We start from the raw sequence: 16,416 nt of genomic DNA on the forward strand, positions 1-16,416 counted from the left end.
AAGCGTGAGCAAGTCCAGGTGTGGTTCACCGTACGCGACCGCACTGACACCGACCAGGGCCGTCGGGCTGTTCGACAGGGCTCCGGGTTAAGGTCTCAACGACAGACACAGGAGGCACTCGGTTGTTGTACGGCACGATGAAGGTCGCCATCGGAGGGCCACTGAAGGTCGCCTTCAGGCCCTGGGTGGAAGGCCTCGAGAACATTCCCGCCGAGGGCCCCGCAATCCTGGCGAGCAACCACCTGTCGTTCTCCGACTCGTTCTTCCTGCCCGCGGTCCTCGACCGCAAGGTCACCTTCATCGCGAAGGCCGAGTACTTCACCACGCCCGGTGTGAAGGGCCGCCTCACGGCCGCCTTCTTCAAGGGCGTCGGCCAGCTCCCGGTGGACCGCTCCGGCGCGCGCGGCGCGGGCGAGGCGGCGATCAGGAGCGGCCTCGACGTCCTGGAGCGCGGCGAGCTGTTCGGCATCTACCCCGAGGGCACCCGCTCGCCCGACGGACGCCTGTACCGCGGCAAGCCCGGCGGCCTCGCGCGCGTGGCGCTCGCCAGCGGCGCCCCGGTGATCCCGGTCGCCATGATCGACACCGAGAAGATCCAGCCGCCCGGCAAGGTCATGCCGAAGCTGATGCGGCCGGGCATCCGGATCGGCGAGCCGCTGGACTTCAGCCGCTACCAGGGCATGGAGCACGACCGCTTCGTGCTGCGCGCGGTGACCGACGAGGTCATGTACGAGATCATGAAGCTCTCCGGCCAGGAGTACGTCGACATCTACGCGACCGCGGCCAAGCGGCAGCTCTCGGAGGCGGCCAAGGCCGACAAGGCCGCCAAGGCGGAGAAGGCGGCCAAGGCGGCTGTGACGAAGGCCGAGAAGGACAAGCCCGGTACCTCCGCGTCCTAGGATCCTGGGACACGGCGGTCCGGGCCCGGGGGTGGGGGAGATGGCCAAACAAGTACGCGTCATGCGCATGTCGGTCGAGCAGCCGCTGTGGCGTGCCCTGACCGGCTACCGCGTGCTCACCATGCTGTACGCGGTCGGGCTCTTCGCCACCGAGTACGACCAGTTCGACCGGCCCGGCATCGCCGTCGTCTACTTCGTCGTGCTGTGCGGATGGACGCTCGCCACGCTGCCCCGCGTCCAGAACGCGGCCGCGTGCACCAAGCGCTTCCTCGCCGTCGACCTCGCGATCGCGCTCACCGGCATCGTCCTGACCCCGCTGGTCGTCAACCAGCACCACATCGACAGCGGCGGCCCCACCCTGCCGTCGATATGGACCGCCGGTTCCGTCCTCGCCTTCGCCATCAAGGGCGGCTGGCGCTGGGCCGCGCTCGCCTCCACGCCGGTCGCCGCCGCCAACCTGTTCGAGCGCGGCCAGCCGGCCCGCGACACCGTCCACAACGTGATCCTCGTCTGGGTCGCCTCCATCGCCATCGGCTACGTCGTCGAGGTCGCCCGCGCCTCCGAGCGCACCCTGGCCCGCGCCCTGGAGATCGAGGCGGCCACCCGGGAGCGCGAGCGGCTGGCCCGGGACATCCACGACAGCGTCCTGCAGGTGCTCGCCATGGTGCAGCGCCGGGGCGCGGTCATGGGCGGCGAGGCGGCCGAGCTGGGCCGCATGGCCGGCGAGCAGGAGGTGGCCCTGCGCACCCTGGTCTCCGGCGGTCTGACCTCCGTGTCCCGGGTGTCGTCGGACGCGTCCCAGGGGGCGGTCGTCCACGTCGTCGACGACGAGCCGGACGGCGGGCCGGTCGACGGGTCACTCGACCTGCGCGCCCTGCTGGCCCCCTACGCCTCGGCGAAGGTCTCCCTGGTCGAGCCCGGCGCCCCCGTCCCGCTGCCCCCGCCCGCCGCCCGCGAGCTGACCGCGGCCGTGGGGGCCGCCCTGGACAACGTGCACCGGCATGCCGGTGACCACGCGCGCGCGTGGATCCTCGTCGAGGACGAACCCGACGAGGTGATCGTGACCGTGCGGGACGACGGCCCCGGCATCCCCGAGGGCCGGCTCGCGCAGGCCGAGGGGGAGGGGCGGCTCGGGGTGGCCCAGTCGATCCGGGGCCGGCTGCGCGACCTCGGCGGCAGCGCCGAGCTGATCTCGCCTCCGGGGCAGGGCACGGAGGTCGAGCTGAAGGTACCGAAGGTCTCCCGGGGGAAGGCAGGACAGCGATGAACGACAAGGACCCGATCAAGGTGATGGTGGTCGACGACCACCCCATGTGGCGAGACGCGGTGGCCCGGGACCTGGCCGAGTCCGGGTTCGACGTGGTCGCCACCGCGGGCGACGGCGACCAGGCCGTGCGCCGCGCCAAGGCGGCCGGGCCCGACGTGCTGGTGCTCGACCTGAACCTGCCGGTGAAGCCCGGCGTCCAGGTCTGCAAGGAGCTCGTCGGCCACAACCCGGCCCTGCGCGTCCTCGTCCTGTCGGCGAGCGGCGAGCACGCCGACGTCCTGGAGGCCGTGAAGTCGGGCGCGACCGGCTACCTGCTGAAGTCGGCGTCGACGGAGGAACTCCTCGACGCGGTCCGCCGTACGGCCGTCGGCGACCCGGTCTTCACACCCGGCCTCGCCGGCCTGGTGCTCGGCGAGTACCGCCGCCTCGCCTCCGACCCCGCGCCCGCCTCCGACCCCGACCAGCCGAAGGCCCCGCAGCTCACCGAGCGCGAGACCGAGGTGCTGCGGCTGGTCGCCAAGGGCCTGAGCTACAAGCAGATCGCCGAGCGGCTGGTGATCTCCCACCGCACGGTCCAGAACCACGTCCAGAACACCCTCGGCAAGCTGCAACTCCACAACAGGGTGGAACTCGTCCGGTACGCCATCGAACGGGGCCTCGACGACGAGTGAGACGGGCGTCACACTGACCCTTCGTCAGGCACCTGCGGCGAAGGGAACTGTCCATGCGCGTCGGAGTACTGACCGGAGGCGGCGACTGCCCCGGCCTCAACGCCGTCATCCGGGCCATAGTCCGCAAGGGCGTACAGGAGTACGGCTATGACTTCACCGGCTTCCGGGACGGCTGGCGGGGTCCACTGGAGGACGCGGCCGTCCCCCTCGACATCCCGGCCGTCCGCGGCATCCTGCCCCGCGGCGGCACCGTCCTCGGCTCCTCCCGCACCAACCCGCTCAAGCAGGAGGGCGGCATCCGCCGGATCCAGGAGAACCTGGCCGCGCGGGAGATCGAGGCGCTCATAGCGATCGGCGGCGAGGACACGCTGGGCGTGGCGGCCGAGCTGTCCGACCGGCACGGCGTGCCCTGTGTCGGCGTACCGAAGACCATCGACAACGACCTGTCCGCCACCGACTACACCTTCGGCTTCGACACCGCGGTCGGCATCGCCACGGAGGCCATCGACCGGCTGCACACCACCGCCGAGTCCCACATGCGCGTCCTGGTCTGCGAGGTGATGGGCCGTCACGCCGGCTGGATCGCCCTGCACTCCGGTCTCGCGGGCGGCGCCAACGTCATCCTCATCCCCGAACAACGCTTCGACGTCGACCAGGTGTGCGCCTGGATCACCTCCCGCTTCCGGGCCTCGTACGCCCCGATCGTGGTCGTCGCCGAGGGCGCCATGCCGAAGGACGGCGACATGGTGCTGAAGGACGAGTCGCTCGACTCCTTCGGCCATGTGCGGCTGTCCGGCGTCGGCGAGTGGCTGGCCAAGCAGATCGAGAAGCGCACCGGCAAGGAGGCCCGCACGACCGTCCTCGGGCACATCCAGCGGGGCGGCACCCCCAGCGCCTTCGACCGCTGGCTCGCCACCCGCTTCGGACTGCACGCCATCGACGCGGTCCGGGACGGCGACTTCGGCAAGATGGTCGCCCTGCGCGGTACCGACATCGTGCGCGTGCCGATCGCGGAGGCGACGGCGAAGCTCAAGACGGTGGACCCGAGGCTGTACGACGAGGTCGGGGTCTTCTTCGGCTGAGGCCGACCCGGCACGGTGCGGTTGTGGGCCGTATATTCGGCCCATAACCCACCAGAAGGGGAGCCGTGTCCGTGGAGATCCTGGCATTCGGTGTGCAGGCCGACGAGCAGCCCCTGATCGAGCGCGCGTTCGCCGGCCATCACGAGGTCCGCTGCCTGGACGTCTTCCTCAACGAGGACACCGCCCCCATCGCGGCCGGCTACGAGACCGTCTCCACCAGCGTCAACGCCGAGCTCGGCGCCCGCGTCCTGGAGGCCCTCGCGGCCGGCGGCACACGGATGATCGCCCAGCGCTCCACCGGCTACAACAACATCGACCTCAAGGCCGCCGAGCGCCTCGGCCTGACCGTCGCCCGCGTCTCGTACTACTCGCCGTACTCGGTCGCCGAGTTCGCCTGGACCCTCGCCATGGCGGTCAACCGCCGTGTCGTGCGCGCCTCCACGCGCACGCGTGACTTCGACTTCCGCCTCGACGGACTGATGGGCCGCGACATGCACGGCCGTACCGTCGGCGTCCTCGGCACCGGCAAGATCGGCGAGGCCTTCACCCGGATCGCCCACGGCTTCGGCATGCGGCTGCTCGGCTGGGACGTCGCCGAGAACCCGGCCTGCCGGGAGCTCGGCATGCGGTACGTCCCGAAGGAACAGCTTCTCGCCGAGTCCGACCTGATCACCCTGCACGTCCCGCTGATGCCTGAGACCACCCATCTCCTCGACGCCGACGCCCTGAAGTCGATGAAGGACGACGCGATCCTGGTCAACTCCAGCCGCGGCGGCCTCATCGACACCGCGGCCCTCGTCACCGAACTGCGCGGCGGCCGCTTCGCGGGCGTCGGCCTCGACGTGTACGAGGCGGAGGCGGGCCTGTTCTACGTCGACCGCTCCCTGGAGGCGATCGAGGACGACACCCTGGCCCGCCTGGTCACCTTCCCGAACGTCCTGGTCACCTCCCACCAGGCCTACTACACCGAGGACGCCGTCGGCCAGATCATCGACGCCACGGTCCGGAACGTCCTCGACTACGAGGCGGGCCGCCGCTCCGAGAACGTACTGGTGCCCCGAAGCTGAGCCACCAGCTCCCGTACGACGGCGGCGCCGTTCAGCGTCAGGACCGACTCCGGGTGGAACTGCACGCCGGCGAAGCCCGGGCCGCGCAGCGCGTGCACCTCGTGCGTGTCGCTCCGGCTCACCTCGATGCCGTGCGCGGCCAGCTCCCGGGCGGCCTCGTCGTCGCAGCGCGCCACGAAGCTGTTGTAGAAGCCGACGGTCTCCGGCCGCCCGAACAGGTCGACGGTGGTCTGCGCCCCCTGGTACGGCACGTCCTTGCGGACGATCCCGAGCCCCAGCTCCGCCGCGACCAGCTCGTGCCCGAGGCAGACGCCGAGCACCCCGTGCCGGTGCCCGCGGAGGACGTCGGCGGTCAGGGCGCGCAGGAACCGCATCTTGGGATCGTCAAGGTCGGACGGGTCGCCGGGACCGGGGCCGAGCACGACGGGCCCCTCGTGGGTGAGCACGGCGTCCCTGAGGCCGGGTTCGTCGTAGCGCCGGACCGTCACCTCCAGCCCGGCCGACCGCAGCACATGGGCGAGCATCGAGGTGAAGGTGTCCTCGCCGTCGACCACGAGGGCGTGCCCCTCCAGGTCGTCCGACCGCTCCTGCATCCGCAGCCAGAAGGGGGCCAGGCCGGTGCGCCGCCCGTCGAGCGCGGCACGCACGCGTGGGTCGTCGGCGAGACTCACGCGCGCGTGCTCCGCACGGGGGCGGGACGGCCGTACGCCGAGCGCGGCCAGCACCCCCGCCGCCTTCGCGTGGGTCTCCGCGACCTCGCTCGCCGGGTCCGAACCGCGCACGAGCGTCGCGCCGACCGGCACCTTCAGACGTCCCCCGGCGGAGATGTCCGCCGTGCGGATGAGGATGGGGGAGTCCAGTGTCTGCGCCCCGCCGGAGTCCCGGCCGAGCAGCGCCAGCGCGCCCGCGTAGTAGCCGCGCCCGCCGACCTCGTGCCGCTCGATGACCCGGCAGGCGTTCTGCACGGGCGATCCGGTGACGGTCGCCGCGAACATGGTCTCCCTGAGCACCTCGCGGACGTCCAGCGAGGACTTCCCGCGCAGCTCGTACTCGGTGTGCGCGAGGTGGGCCATCTCCTTGAGCCGGGGTCCGATCACGACCCCGCCCATGTCGCCGACCGTGCACATCATCTTGAGCTCCTCGTCGACGACCATCGACAGCTCCTCGATCTCCTTGCCGTCGGCGAGGAAGCCGAGCAGATGCTCCGGCGTGGGGCCCTCGGCCGGATAGCGGTACGTCCCGCTGATCGGGTTCATGACGACGGTCCCGCCGGTCATCCGGACGTGCACCTCGGGGCTCGCGCCGACCAGGGTGCGCTCACCGGTGTGGACGACGAAGGTCCAGTACGCGCCCCGCTCGCCCACCAGGAGCCGCCGGAACAGCGCGAGGGCGTCCGCGCGGGAGAACCCCGGGATCTCGCCCTCGTACGTCCGCCGGATCACGAAGTTGGCGCCCTCACCACGCCCGATCTCCTCGTGCAGCACCCGCCCGACGATCCCGGCGTACTCCTCGTCGGGGACGTCGAAGCCGCCGTTCTCGACGCGGACGTCGTGCGCGGGGAGCTGGTCGAGGGCCTCCCGCAGGGACAGCGAGCAGGTCTCCTCGGGGGTCAGCACCGTGAGCGGGGTCCCGTCGTCCCGTACGTCGAAGCCGCGCTCGCGGATCTGGCGGAAGGGGACGAGCGCGAGCCCCTCGTCGGGCAGGTCGGCGAGCCGGTCGTAGTCCCTGACCGGGCCGACGAGCAGCTCGACGGTGTTCTCGTCGTGGCCGGGGGTGCGGCGGCGGATCAGTGCGAACGGGCGGTCGTCATCCGGCAGACGGGTCAGGTCCATGGTTCCTCGGCTCTCGATGAGTCAACGACTCGATGTCGGTGAGGAACGACCCCGGAAACGCCGAAGGCCGCCCCTCGGGCGGCCTTCGCGAAGTCTTGCGTACGCGCAGTCAGTGGGCCGCCGGATGAGCGGTCCACCACCAGTTCTGGGTCGAGTGCGCGAACATGGGCCGCACCCTACCCCATGTCCAGGGAGTGTTTCCGGTGTCTCACTTGCTGGGCACGGCGCTGGAGCCCTGACCCGACCCCTTAGGGTTGAGGTCGTGACCGTGAACGCTAAGACCAGCCCCAGCGCTGGCAACACCTGGCGAGACCTGCCCGCGGCGCAGCAGCCCGAGTACCCCGACACCGAGGCTCTGCGCGCAGTGATCGCGGACCTCGAGTCGTATCCGCCGCTCGTCTTCGCGGGCGAGTGCGACTTGCTGCGCGCCCGGATGGCGGCCGTCGCCAAGGGAGAGGCGTTCCTCCTCCAGGGTGGCGACTGCGCCGAGGCCTTCGACGCCGTGTCCGCGGACCACATCCGCAACAAGCTCAAGACCCTGCTCCAGATGGGCGCCGTGCTGACGTACGCCGCCTCGGTGCCGGTCGTGAAGGTCGGCCGTATCGCCGGCCAGTACTCCAAGCCGCGCTCCAAGGGCACCGAGACCCGCGACGGCGTGACGCTGCCGACCTACCGCGGCGACTCCGTCAACGGCTTCGAGTTCAACGAGAAGGCCCGCGTCCCGGACCCCGAGCGCCTGAAGCGGATGTACAACGCCTCCGCGTCCACGCTCAACCTGGTGCGCGCCTTCACCACCGGCGGCTACGCCGACCTGCGCCAGGTGCACGCCTGGAACCAGGACTTCGTGAAGTCGTCCCCCTCCGGCCAGCGCTACGAGCAGCTCGCCCGGGAGATCGACCAGGCGCTGAACTTCATGCGGGCCTGCGGGACCGACCCGGAGGAGTTCAAGACCGTCGAGTTCTACTCCTCGCACGAGGCGCTGCTGCTCGACTACGAGTCGGCGCTCACCCGCGTGGACTCGCGCACCGGGCGGCTGTACGACGTCTCCGCGCACATGGTGTGGATCGGTGAGCGCACCCGGCAGCTCGACCACGCGCACATCGAGTTCGCCTCGCAGATCCGCAACCCGATCGGCATCAAGCTCGGCCCGACGACCACGGCCGAGGAGGCGCTGCAGTACATCGAGCGCCTGGACCCCGACCGGGAGCCCGGCCGGCTGACCTTCATCGTGCGCATGGGCGCCGACAAGGTCCGCGACAAGCTGCCCGAGCTGGTCGAGAAGGTCACCGCGTCCGGCGCGACGGTGGCCTGGATCACCGACCCGATGCACGGCAACACCTACGAGGCCGCCTCCGGCCACAAGACCCGCCGCTTCGATGACGTGCTCGACGAGGTCAAGGGCTTCTTCGAGGTCCACAAGGGCCTCGGCACCCACCCGGGCGGCATCCACGTCGAGCTCACCGGTGACGACGTCACCGAGTGCGTGGGTGGCGGCGACGAGATCTTCGTCGACGATCTGCACCAGCGCTACGAGACGGCCTGCGACCCGCGGCTCAACCGCAGCCAGTCGCTCGACCTGGCGTTCCTCGTCGCGGAGATGTACAGGGACCAGTGACGGGGGCACCTGTTACCCGCATGTGAATGGGGCGCGGATCACATACGATCCGCGCCCCACTCCACTTTTGCGGCTTCTGAGCGCCGGGTAAGGTTAGGTTAGCCTCACCGATTAATCGGGACGGCACGACCTTTTCAGCCCGTCGGGAGGTGAACCGCGTGTACATCTGCAGTTGCTTCGGTGTCACCGAGCAGCAGGTCAAGCAGCACGCGGCGGACGGTGCCTGCACCCCCCGCCAGATCGCCTCCGCCTGCAAGGCGGGCACCGACTGCGGTTCCTGTGTACGCCGCATCCAGGCTCTGCTCGGCCGGGGGGCGTGCCCGCGGGGCGAGCTCACCGAGCAGACCAAGCCCGCCCTCGCCGCTCTGGACGAGGCCGCCTAGCTCTCCGGCTGCTCGATCAGTTGCGCGATGTAGAGCGCCTCACCGAGCTTCTCCAGCAGGTCGAGCTGGGTGTCCAGATAGTCGATGTGGTGCTCCTCGTCCTCGAGGATCGACTCGAAGATGTTCGCCGACGTGATGTCGCCCTTGGCGCGCATTACCTCGATCCCGCGCTTGAGGCGGTCGATGGCCTCGACCTCGACCTGCCGGTCGGCCTCGAACATCTCCTTGACGGTCTGGCCCACCCGCACATGGAACAGCCGCTGGTAGTTCGGCAGCCCTTCCAGGAAGAGGATGCGGTCGGTGAGCACCTCGGCGTGCTTCATCTCGTCGAACGACTCGTGCCGCGTGTACTTCGCGAGCTTCGTCCAGCCGAAGTTCTCCTGCATCTTCGCGTGCAGGAAGTACTGGTTGATCGCGGTGAGCTCGCCCGTGAGCTGCTCGTTGAGGAATTCGATGACCTCGGGGTCGCCCTGCATCGCAGAGGCTCCTTCCAACCGTGGGGAACTGGCAGGCTGCGCCGCATCCTTGCACCGGTGAAGAAGATCGTCCAGTAAGTCTTCACTTAGTAAGTTAGGGCATGCTTAGTCCGATTTGGTACGTGTTGGACGGTCCCTGGTCAGGTGCATCCCCTCCGGTCTGTCAGGATGGAAGGCATGGGTCAGCCGGTGGAGCGGGAGAGTGGAGAAGCGGCGCACTCCGAGCTTCCGCCGGGGCAGCGACTGCAGCGCGGCTGGCCCGTCACCCACTACGGACCGGTCCCCAAGTTCCGGCCCGAGCGCTGGGAGTTCCGGGTCTTCGGCGCCACCGCGGACGACGAGAAGCACTGCTGGAACCACGAGGAGTTCACGGCCTTGCCGTACACCACCGTCGTGGGCGACCTGCACTGTGTGACGAAGTTCAGCATGCCCGGCGCCGAGTGGGGCGGCATTCCCGCCCGCACCATCCTGGAGATCGCCCCGCCCGCGCCGGCCGTCACCCATGTGATGGTGTGGGCCGAGTACGGCTTCAGCTCCAACCTGCGGCTCGCCGACTTCGCGTCCGAGCGCACCATCTTCGCCACCCACAAGGACGGGGAGCTGCTGACCGCGGAGCACGGCTTCCCGCTGCGGCTGGTCGTCCCCCATCTGTACGCCTGGAAGGGGCCCAAATGGGTCCGTGGCGTGGAGTACATGACCGCCGACCGGCGCGGCTTCTGGGAGGAGCGCGGCTACCACAACGTCGGCGACCCCTGGAAGGAACAGCGCTACTCCTACCAGGAGGAGCCGGGGGACGGTCCCGAGCTGTGACGCTCAGTGGGCGTGGTGCCGGTGCACCACGGCATGCCCCTTGCCGCGGCCGATCATCCACTTGTTGACCGGCACGGTGACGACGAAAGCGACGGCCAGCGAGATCGCCAGCGACACCCAGAACAGCAGGTCGGCGAGTTCCGCGTCCATGGCGTCCGGCCACAGGACGATCACGCCGTTGTCGATCAGCTCCATCACGGCGATGGACAGGGTGTCGGCGGCCAGTGCCACCCGCAGCGCGGCCCGGAAGTCCAGGCCGGCCTTCAGGGCCCCGCGCAGGGTGAGCGAGTAGCCGAAGAAGAAGGCCAGGACGACGGCCAGGACGGTCGTCGGCAGGTTGCCCCAGCCCAGCGCGGTGCCGATGACCATGCCGAGCACCTCGCCGATGGCGCAGCCGGTGAGGCAGTGGAGGGTGGCCTGGACGGCGACGGACCATCCGTGCGACTGGTGCTGCATGAGTGCCCCCGATGTCAGGCGACGGTTCCTGTGTGCAGTAGGAACCGTATACCCCCTGGGGGTATTCCCGTACTGTCCTTCGCGCTATCCGTCCGTCGCGTTATCGGTCCGTCGCGTCATCCGTCCCGGAGTTTCTTCAGCCGCTCCACGTCCGCCGCGTGGCCCTCCTTGCCGCCGGGTGTCTCGATGATCAGGGGGACGCCCTCGGTGGCGGGGTGGGTCATCAGGGCGCGGAACGGGTCCTCGCCGATGTGGCCGGAGCCGATGTTCTCGTGGCGGTCCTTGTGGGCGCCCACCACGTCCTTGGAGTCGTTGGCGTGGATGAGCTTCAGCCGGCCCTCGCCGACCGTGTCCACCAGCAGGTCCAGCGTCTGTTGCATCCCGCTCGGACCGGTCAGGTCGTGGCCGGCGGCGAAGATGTGGCAGGTGTCCAGGCAGACGCCCAGTTTCGGGTGGGCGTCCAGGGCCTCGAAGTACGGGCCGAAGTCCCAGGTCCGTGAGCACAGCGAGGAGCCCTGGCCGGCCGTCGACTCCAGGAGCAGATACGGGTCGTCGTCGTGGGTGAGCTCGTCGAGGAGCGGCAGCAGATGCTCGCGCACCTGCTTCAGGGCCACGGAACGGTCCCGGCCGCCCGTCGCGCTGCCGGTGTGCACGACGACACCGAGCGCGCCGATCTCCCGCCCGCGCCGGAGGGAGTGCCGCAGCGAGTCGACCGACCTCTCCACGGTCGCCTCGGTGTGCGAGCCGAAGTTGATCAGGTAGGGCGCGTGGACGTACGCCGGGATCGCCCGTTCCGCGCAGGTCTCGCGGAACGCCTCGTCCTGGCGGGGATTGCCCAGGGGAGTGGCCCAGCCGCGCGGGTTGGCGACGAAGACCTGCACGGTCTCGGCGTCGAGGTCCTGGGCGTACGACAGGCCCACCGAGTGGAGGCCGCCGGCCACGGGGACATGGCCGCCGACGGGATTGCGCTGAGTTGTCACCGGTCAAGGGTGCCACTGCCCGCGGCGCGCTCGAACGGGCGGGGTGTCGCTTCTCGCCGTCCACAGCCGCGGGCCGTCGGGGGCTGGTCGCGCAGTTCCCCGCGCCCCTGAGGGGCGCCCGTCAGCGGATCGTGATGGTGATGGTCGAGCCCTTGGGGGCTGTGTCGCCGCCGTCCACCGACTGCTTCTTCACCGTGTCTCCGAACAGGCCGAGCAGGCCGCGGTCCTCGTCGACCTCGAACCCGGCGTCCTCCAGCGCGGCCTTCGCGTCGTCGACGCTGTCACCCGTGACGTCCGGGACCTCGACCATCACCGGGCCCTTGGAGATCGTCAGCTTGACGGTGTCGCCTTCCGCCGCCTGGCTGTCGGGGGCCGGGGTCTGCTTGGCGACCTGGCCCACGTCGTACTCGGAGTTGACCCGGGTGGTGACGACCTCGACCTTCAGCCCGGCTTCCGCCAGATCGGCCTTGGCGTCGGCCAGGTCCTCGCCGGTGACGTCCGGGACGTCGACCGGAGCGCCCTTGCTGACGGTGAGCGCGACGGCCGAACCGGCGCGCAGGGTGGTGCCGCCCTCAGGGTCGGTGCCGATCACGAACCCCTTGGGGACGTCCTCGCTGAACTCCCGGGTGACCATGCCCGGCTCCAGACCCTCCGTCTTCAGCCGGGCTCTCGCCTTGCTCAGCACCCACCCGTCCACGTCGGGCACCTTCACCGTCTGCGGGCCCCTGGAGACGGTGATCGCCACGGAGTCGTTGTTCCTTATCCGGGCGCCGACCTCGGGGTCCGTGCTGATGACGGTGCCGCGCTTCACGGTGTCGCTGTAGGCGTACGAGACCTTGCCGGTCTCCAGGCCGGCCTGGTCCAGCCGGTCACGGGCCTGCGCCTCGGTCTTCGCGAGGAGCGCCGGGACCTGGGTGAACTGGCCGGAATTGATGTACCAGACGCCCGCACCGAGCCCGAGGGCCAGCAGGACGGCGGCGACGAGCAGGAGCGGGCCGCGCCGGAGACCGCCTGTGGAGCGGCCCCTGCGGGGCGGCAGCGGCGGAGAACTCTCCAGACGGGTGGTCCGGTGGTACACCGGCTCGTCCTCGTTGACCGGCAGCAGGCGGGGCACGGTCAGCGAGCGCGGGATCACGCTCGTACGGTTCTCGGCGCCCGCGTGCTCCGTGGCGAGCGCCTGCGGCGGCACCGCGTCGAGCTGCTCGGCGCTCAGCCCGGCGCAGGCCTCACGGGTCAGCGCGAGCAGCGCCACGGCGTCGTACGGGCGCAGGTCCGGGGTGCGGGCGGTGGCGGAGGCGACCAGCTCGTCCAGTTCGTACGGCAGGCCCGGGACCAATGCCGAGGGGGGCGGGACGTCCTCGTGGAGGTGCTTGTAGAGGACTATCGCGGGGGAGTCGCCCTCGTGCGGCCGGCTGCCGGTCAGCATCTCGTACAGGACGACCCCGCACGCGTACACGTCGACGCGGGCGTCGGCGGCGCCCGGCTGCTCGACCTGCTCGGGGGAGAGATAGGACACGGTGCCGAGGACGGCCCCGGTGCTGCTGGTGACGTTGTCGACCGACCGCACCAGACCGAAGTCGGCGACCTTCACCCGGCCGTCGTCCCCTATCAGGACGTTCTCCGGCTTCATGTCGCGGTGCACGAAGCCGGCGCGGTGCGCGGCGCCGAGCGCGGCGAGCACCGGCTCCAGGATGTCCAGGGCGGCGCGCGGCTGGAGCGCCCCGCGCTCGCGCAGCACGTCGCGCAGGGTGCAGCCGGCGACGTACTCCATGGCGAGGTAGACGTACGACCCGTCGGTGCCCTGGTCGAAGACCTGCACGACATTGGGGTGGGCGAGCCGGGCGACGGACTTGGCCTCCCGGATGAACCGCTCGACGAAGGTCCCGTCCGCCGCCAGCGCGGGGTGCATCACCTTGAGGGCGAGCACGCGGTCCAGACGGGTGTCCAGGGCCCGGTAGACCGTGGCCATCCCGCCGACCGCGATCCGCGCGTCCACGCGATAGCGGTCGTCGAGCACCTGCCCGACCAGCGGGTCCTGAAGGGTCGTATCCACGCAGGCGAGTGTACGAGCCGTGGCTGACAGTCCATCCGGTTCGACCGGAACAGGGGCCCTTCTGCAGCCGACCTGTGACGCGGATCGCACGGGGCCGCCGGGCCGGGCGGCCCCGCCCGGCGGCCCCGTGCGGGGTCACTCGAAGGCCGGTCGCTCCGGGTCCAGGGCCGCCCTGCCCTCCGTCGGCGAGGACGCCTCGGCGAAGTGCCGCCGGGGGATCCGGCCGGCCCGACGTGCCAGCCGCCCCGCCTCCACCGCGTGCCGCATGGCGTGCGCCATCAGCTCCGGCTCCTGCGCCCGTGTCACCGCCGAGGCGAGCATCACACCCGCGCAGCCCAGTTCCATCGCCAGGGCCGCGTCCGACGCCGTGCCCGCCCCCGCGTCCAGGATCACCGGCACACGCGCGTGCTCGACGATCAACTGGAAGTTGTGCGGGTTGCGGATGCCGAGCCCCGAGCCGATCGGCGAGCCCAGCGGCATGACCGCCGCACAGCCCACGTCCTCCAGCTTCCGCGCCAGCACCGGGTCGTCGTTCGTGTACGGCAGGACCGTGAAGCCGTCGTCGACCAGGGTCTCGGCCGCGTCCAGCAGCTCGACGGGGTCCGGCAGCAGGGTGCGCTCGTCGGCGATGACCTCCAGCTTGATCAAGTCGGTGCCGAGCGCCTCGCGCGCGAGGCGGGCGGTCAGGACGGCCTCCCCGGCGGTGAAGCAGCCCGCGGTGTTGGGCAGCACCCGGATGCCGAGCCGGTCCAGGACGGACAGCACCGAGCCGTGCACCGAGGGGTTCACGCGCCGCATCGCGACCGTGGTCAGCTCGGTGCCGGAGGCGATCAGCGCCCGCTCCAGGACGTCCGGGCTGGGCGCCCCGCCCGTGCCCATGATCAGCCGGGACGAGAAGGGCGTACCGCCGATGAGGAAGGGATCGTCGGCCATGGGTCAGCCTCCTTGGACGGCGGTGAGGACTTCCACGCGGTCTCCCTCGGCGAGGGAGGTCGAGGACCACTGCGCGCGCGGGACGACGGTCTCGTTGAGCGCGGCGGCCACTCCGGAGGGCGCCGGCGTCAGCGCCCGTACGACGGTGTCGAGGGCCGTGCCGGGCGCGAACTCCCGCGGCTCCCCGTTGACGGAGATGTTCATGCCGGCTGCCCCACGGACTCCAGGAACCGCCTCGGGGTGAACGGGCGGGCCACCTCCGGCAGTTCACCGGTGGTCAGCGCGTGCGCCAGCGCGTCCCCGGTGACCGGCGTCAGCAGCACGCCGTTGCGGTAGTGCCCGGTGGCCAGCAGCAGGCCGGGCAGGTCCGTCGGGCCGAGCAGCGGGGCGTTGTCCGGGGAACCGGGGCGCAGTCCCGCGCGGGTCTCCGTCAGCGGCAGCTCGGTGATGCCGGGGACCAGCTCGTGGGCGTCCCGCAACAGCTCGTACACCCCGCCCGCGGTCACCGTGGTGTCCCAGCCCAGCTCCTCGCTGGTCGCGCCGATCACCAGCTCACCGTTCTCGCGCGGCACGAGGTAGACCTGGCCGCCGCGCACCACCGCCCGCACGGTACGGCTCAGGAAGGGCGCGTGGCGCTGCGGCACGGTCAGACGCAGCACCTGTCCCTTCACGGGCCGTACGGGAGGCAGGAGGGCCTCGGGGACCCCTTCCAGGCGGCCGCTGAGGCTTCCGGCGGCGAGCACTACCTGGTCCGCCGCCAGTTCCGCGCCGTCGGTCGTGGCGACCCCGGCCGCCCGGTCCCGTACCACCCGGAGGGACCGGGCCCACGCGCGGTGGAACACCACGCCCGCCCGCTCGCACGCGGTCAGCAACGCGCGCGTGAGGCGGCGCGGATCGATCTGGTGGTCGCCGTCCACCCGCAGCCCGCCCCGCACCCCCGGCGCGAGCATCGGCTCCAGGCGTCGGCACTCCCGGCCGGACAGCCACTCCGACTCCAGCCCCGACTGCCGCTGGAGCGCGTGCAGTTCGCGCAGGTGGGCGCGGTCGTCGGCGTCCAGGGCGACGGCGAGCGTGCCGCACCGGCGGTAGCCGAGGTCGAGGCCGGTCAGCTCGGTCAGCTCGGCCGCGAAGTCGGGGTAACGGTGGGCGGAGGCGAGGTTCAGGCCCAGCAGGGTCTGCTCGCCGTAGTGCAGTTCGGTGACCGCGGCCAGCATCCCGGCGGCCACCTGGGCGGCCCCGCCGCCCGGTTCGGGGTCCACGACGGCCGTGGCGAGCCCGCGCTGCGCGGCCCGCCAGGCCGTGACCAGGCCGATGATGCCGCCCCCGATGACGAGGACGTCTGACGTACGTGAGGACATGGGCGTCCAGCCCCTCCCTTCGCCGGCATGACCCGGATCAGGTTCGTACGGTCGGAGGCCGCCAGCCTCCCTCTCAGCCCGGTGCGTCCGGGCTCCCGCGAGTGCTCTACGTTGGCCACCCTAGCCCGTGCCCGTGCGCCTCTGTAAGGGAGCCTTCCGCATGCCCCGCTCGCTCGACGGTCTCGTCCTCGCCCCGGTGGCCGATCAGGCCCCGGGCCAGGTGGGTACGCGGACCCGGTTCACCTACCACGAGAAGGACGGGGAGATCTGGGCCGAGTACGCGGGCGGCGACGTCGTGCGCGGCCATCTCGTCGGCACGCGCGCGGGGGACCGACTCGACTTCCGGTACGTCCAGCTCAAGCAGGACGGGACGACGTCATCGGGGCACTGCGTGTCGACGGTGGTGGAGCTTCCCGACGGCCGGGTGCGACTTCAGGAGACGTGGGAGTGGGAGTCGCAGCAGGGCAGCGGGACGAGCGTTGTGGAGCAGGTCACTGCGCACGACTCCTGACTGACTGATTGTCAGGTGTCTAT

General features: G+C 71.0%; 18 protein-coding genes and 1 riboswitch. Of the genes, 9 read left to right on the forward strand and 9 right to left on the reverse strand.

All coding sequences use genetic code 11. The annotated features are described in order from the left end of the window. Window positions 1-125: 125 nt before the first annotated feature. The 5 genes from ACZ66S_RS28415 to ACZ66S_RS28435 all read left to right on the forward strand — a co-directional run bounded on the left by ACZ66S_RS28415 (window position 126) and on the right by ACZ66S_RS28435 (window position 4,986). Window positions 126-899, forward strand: coding sequence for a lysophospholipid acyltransferase family protein (locus ACZ66S_RS28415; RefSeq protein WP_469904727.1), 774 nt, complete (start codon window positions 126-128; stop codon window positions 897-899). A 40-nt stretch (window positions 900-939) separates the two neighbouring features. Further along, on the forward strand, window positions 940-2,166 hold the full coding sequence (macS, locus tag ACZ66S_RS28420) for a MacS family sensor histidine kinase (protein ID WP_469904388.1): 1,227 nt from the start codon (window positions 940-942) through the stop codon (window positions 2,164-2,166). Then, window positions 2,163-2,837, forward strand: coding sequence for a response regulator (locus ACZ66S_RS28425; RefSeq protein ID WP_469904389.1), 675 nt, complete (start codon window positions 2,163-2,165; stop codon window positions 2,835-2,837). Before macS ends, ACZ66S_RS28425 begins: the two co-directional genes overlap by 4 nt. A 53-nt stretch (window positions 2,838-2,890) precedes the next feature. Next, entirely contained in the window at window positions 2,891-3,919 is a 1,029-nt protein-coding gene (locus ACZ66S_RS28430) for a 6-phosphofructokinase (protein ID WP_469904390.1), read from the forward strand. Between the two features lie 71 nt (window positions 3,920-3,990). Further along, the gene (locus ACZ66S_RS28435) at window positions 3,991-4,986 is read left to right on the forward strand and encodes a 2-hydroxyacid dehydrogenase (RefSeq protein ID WP_469904391.1); all 996 of its coding nucleotides are present in this window, start codon (window positions 3,991-3,993) and stop codon (window positions 4,984-4,986) included. Here ACZ66S_RS28435 and ACZ66S_RS28440 read toward each other — a convergent pair. After that, a complete protein-coding gene (locus ACZ66S_RS28440) occupies window positions 4,938-6,818 on the reverse strand; it encodes an anthranilate synthase family protein (RefSeq protein WP_469904392.1) in 1,881 nt (626 codons plus the stop codon). The two genes, ACZ66S_RS28435 and ACZ66S_RS28440, sit on opposite strands and share 49 nt — an antisense overlap. Before the next feature lie 109 nt (window positions 6,819-6,927). Further along, window positions 6,928-6,984 carry a trp operon leader peptide gene (locus ACZ66S_RS28445; RefSeq protein ID WP_071528813.1) on the reverse strand — a complete coding sequence of 19 codons (57 nt, stop codon included), beginning with the start codon at window positions 6,982-6,984 and terminating at the stop codon, window positions 6,928-6,930. Window positions 6,985-7,080: 96 nt separating this feature from the next. Between ACZ66S_RS28445 and ACZ66S_RS28450 the strand changes: the two genes are divergently transcribed. Beyond that, window positions 7,081-8,433, forward strand: coding sequence for a class II 3-deoxy-7-phosphoheptulonate synthase (locus tag ACZ66S_RS28450; protein WP_469904393.1), 1,353 nt, complete (start codon window positions 7,081-7,083; stop codon window positions 8,431-8,433). 149 nt (window positions 8,434-8,582) lie between these two features. Continuing rightward, window positions 8,583-8,816, forward strand: a complete 234-nt coding sequence (locus ACZ66S_RS28455; protein WP_469904394.1) for a (2Fe-2S)-binding protein — start codon at window positions 8,583-8,585, stop codon at window positions 8,814-8,816. Here the strand turns inward: ACZ66S_RS28455 and bfr are convergent. After that, entirely contained in the window at window positions 8,813-9,292 is a 480-nt protein-coding gene (bfr, locus tag ACZ66S_RS28460; protein ID WP_469904395.1) for a bacterioferritin, read from the reverse strand. The two genes, ACZ66S_RS28455 and bfr, sit on opposite strands and share 4 nt — an antisense overlap. 177 nt (window positions 9,293-9,469) lie before the next feature. Between bfr and ACZ66S_RS28465 the strand changes: the two genes are divergently transcribed. After that, window positions 9,470-10,102: a sulfite oxidase-like oxidoreductase gene (locus ACZ66S_RS28465; RefSeq protein ID WP_469904396.1), complete on the forward strand. Its 633-nt coding sequence runs from the start codon at window positions 9,470-9,472 to the stop codon at window positions 10,100-10,102. Window positions 10,103-10,105: 3 nt separating this feature from the next. On the opposite strand, the gene ACZ66S_RS28470 is transcribed toward ACZ66S_RS28465, so the two are convergent. The 6 genes from ACZ66S_RS28470 to thiO all read right to left on the reverse strand — a co-directional run bounded on the left by ACZ66S_RS28470 (window position 10,106) and on the right by thiO (window position 15,882). Next, window positions 10,106-10,558, reverse strand: a complete 453-nt coding sequence (locus tag ACZ66S_RS28470; protein WP_469904397.1) for a DUF4396 domain-containing protein — start codon at window positions 10,556-10,558, stop codon at window positions 10,106-10,108. Window positions 10,559-10,674: 116 nt separating this feature from the next. Next, a complete protein-coding gene (locus ACZ66S_RS28475; protein WP_469904398.1) occupies window positions 10,675-11,538 on the reverse strand; it encodes a deoxyribonuclease IV in 864 nt (287 codons plus the stop codon). A 121-nt stretch (window positions 11,539-11,659) separates the two neighbouring features. Continuing rightward, window positions 11,660-13,591, reverse strand: coding sequence for a Stk1 family PASTA domain-containing Ser/Thr kinase (gene pknB / locus ACZ66S_RS28480; protein WP_469904399.1), 1,932 nt, complete (start codon window positions 13,589-13,591; stop codon window positions 11,660-11,662). A 135-nt stretch (window positions 13,592-13,726) separates the two neighbouring features. After that, window positions 13,727-14,524, reverse strand: a complete 798-nt coding sequence (locus ACZ66S_RS28485) for a thiazole synthase (RefSeq protein WP_469904400.1) — start codon at window positions 14,522-14,524, stop codon at window positions 13,727-13,729. 3 nt (window positions 14,525-14,527) lie between these two features. Then, the gene (thiS, locus tag ACZ66S_RS28490; protein ID WP_330267517.1) at window positions 14,528-14,728 is read right to left on the reverse strand and encodes a sulfur carrier protein ThiS; all 201 of its coding nucleotides are present in this window, start codon (window positions 14,726-14,728) and stop codon (window positions 14,528-14,530) included. Further along, complete coding sequence (gene thiO / locus ACZ66S_RS28495) at window positions 14,725-15,882, reverse strand: glycine oxidase ThiO (RefSeq protein ID WP_469904401.1); 1,158 nt, start codon at window positions 15,880-15,882, stop codon at window positions 14,725-14,727. The genes thiS and thiO overlap by 4 nt, the downstream gene beginning before the upstream one ends. Further along, window positions 15,880-15,991: riboswitch (TPP riboswitch) on the reverse strand. It overlaps the preceding gene by 3 nt. Window positions 15,992-16,042: 51 nt before the next feature. Between thiO and ACZ66S_RS28500 the strand changes: the two genes are divergently transcribed. Further along, window positions 16,043-16,393 carry an avidin-fold protein gene (locus ACZ66S_RS28500; RefSeq protein ID WP_469904402.1) on the forward strand — a complete coding sequence of 117 codons (351 nt, stop codon included), beginning with the start codon at window positions 16,043-16,045 and terminating at the stop codon, window positions 16,391-16,393. Window positions 16,394-16,416: the final 23 nt, after the last annotated feature.

The sequence above is a fragment of the Streptomyces sp. NPDC107471 genome (genome assembly GCF_055582845.1).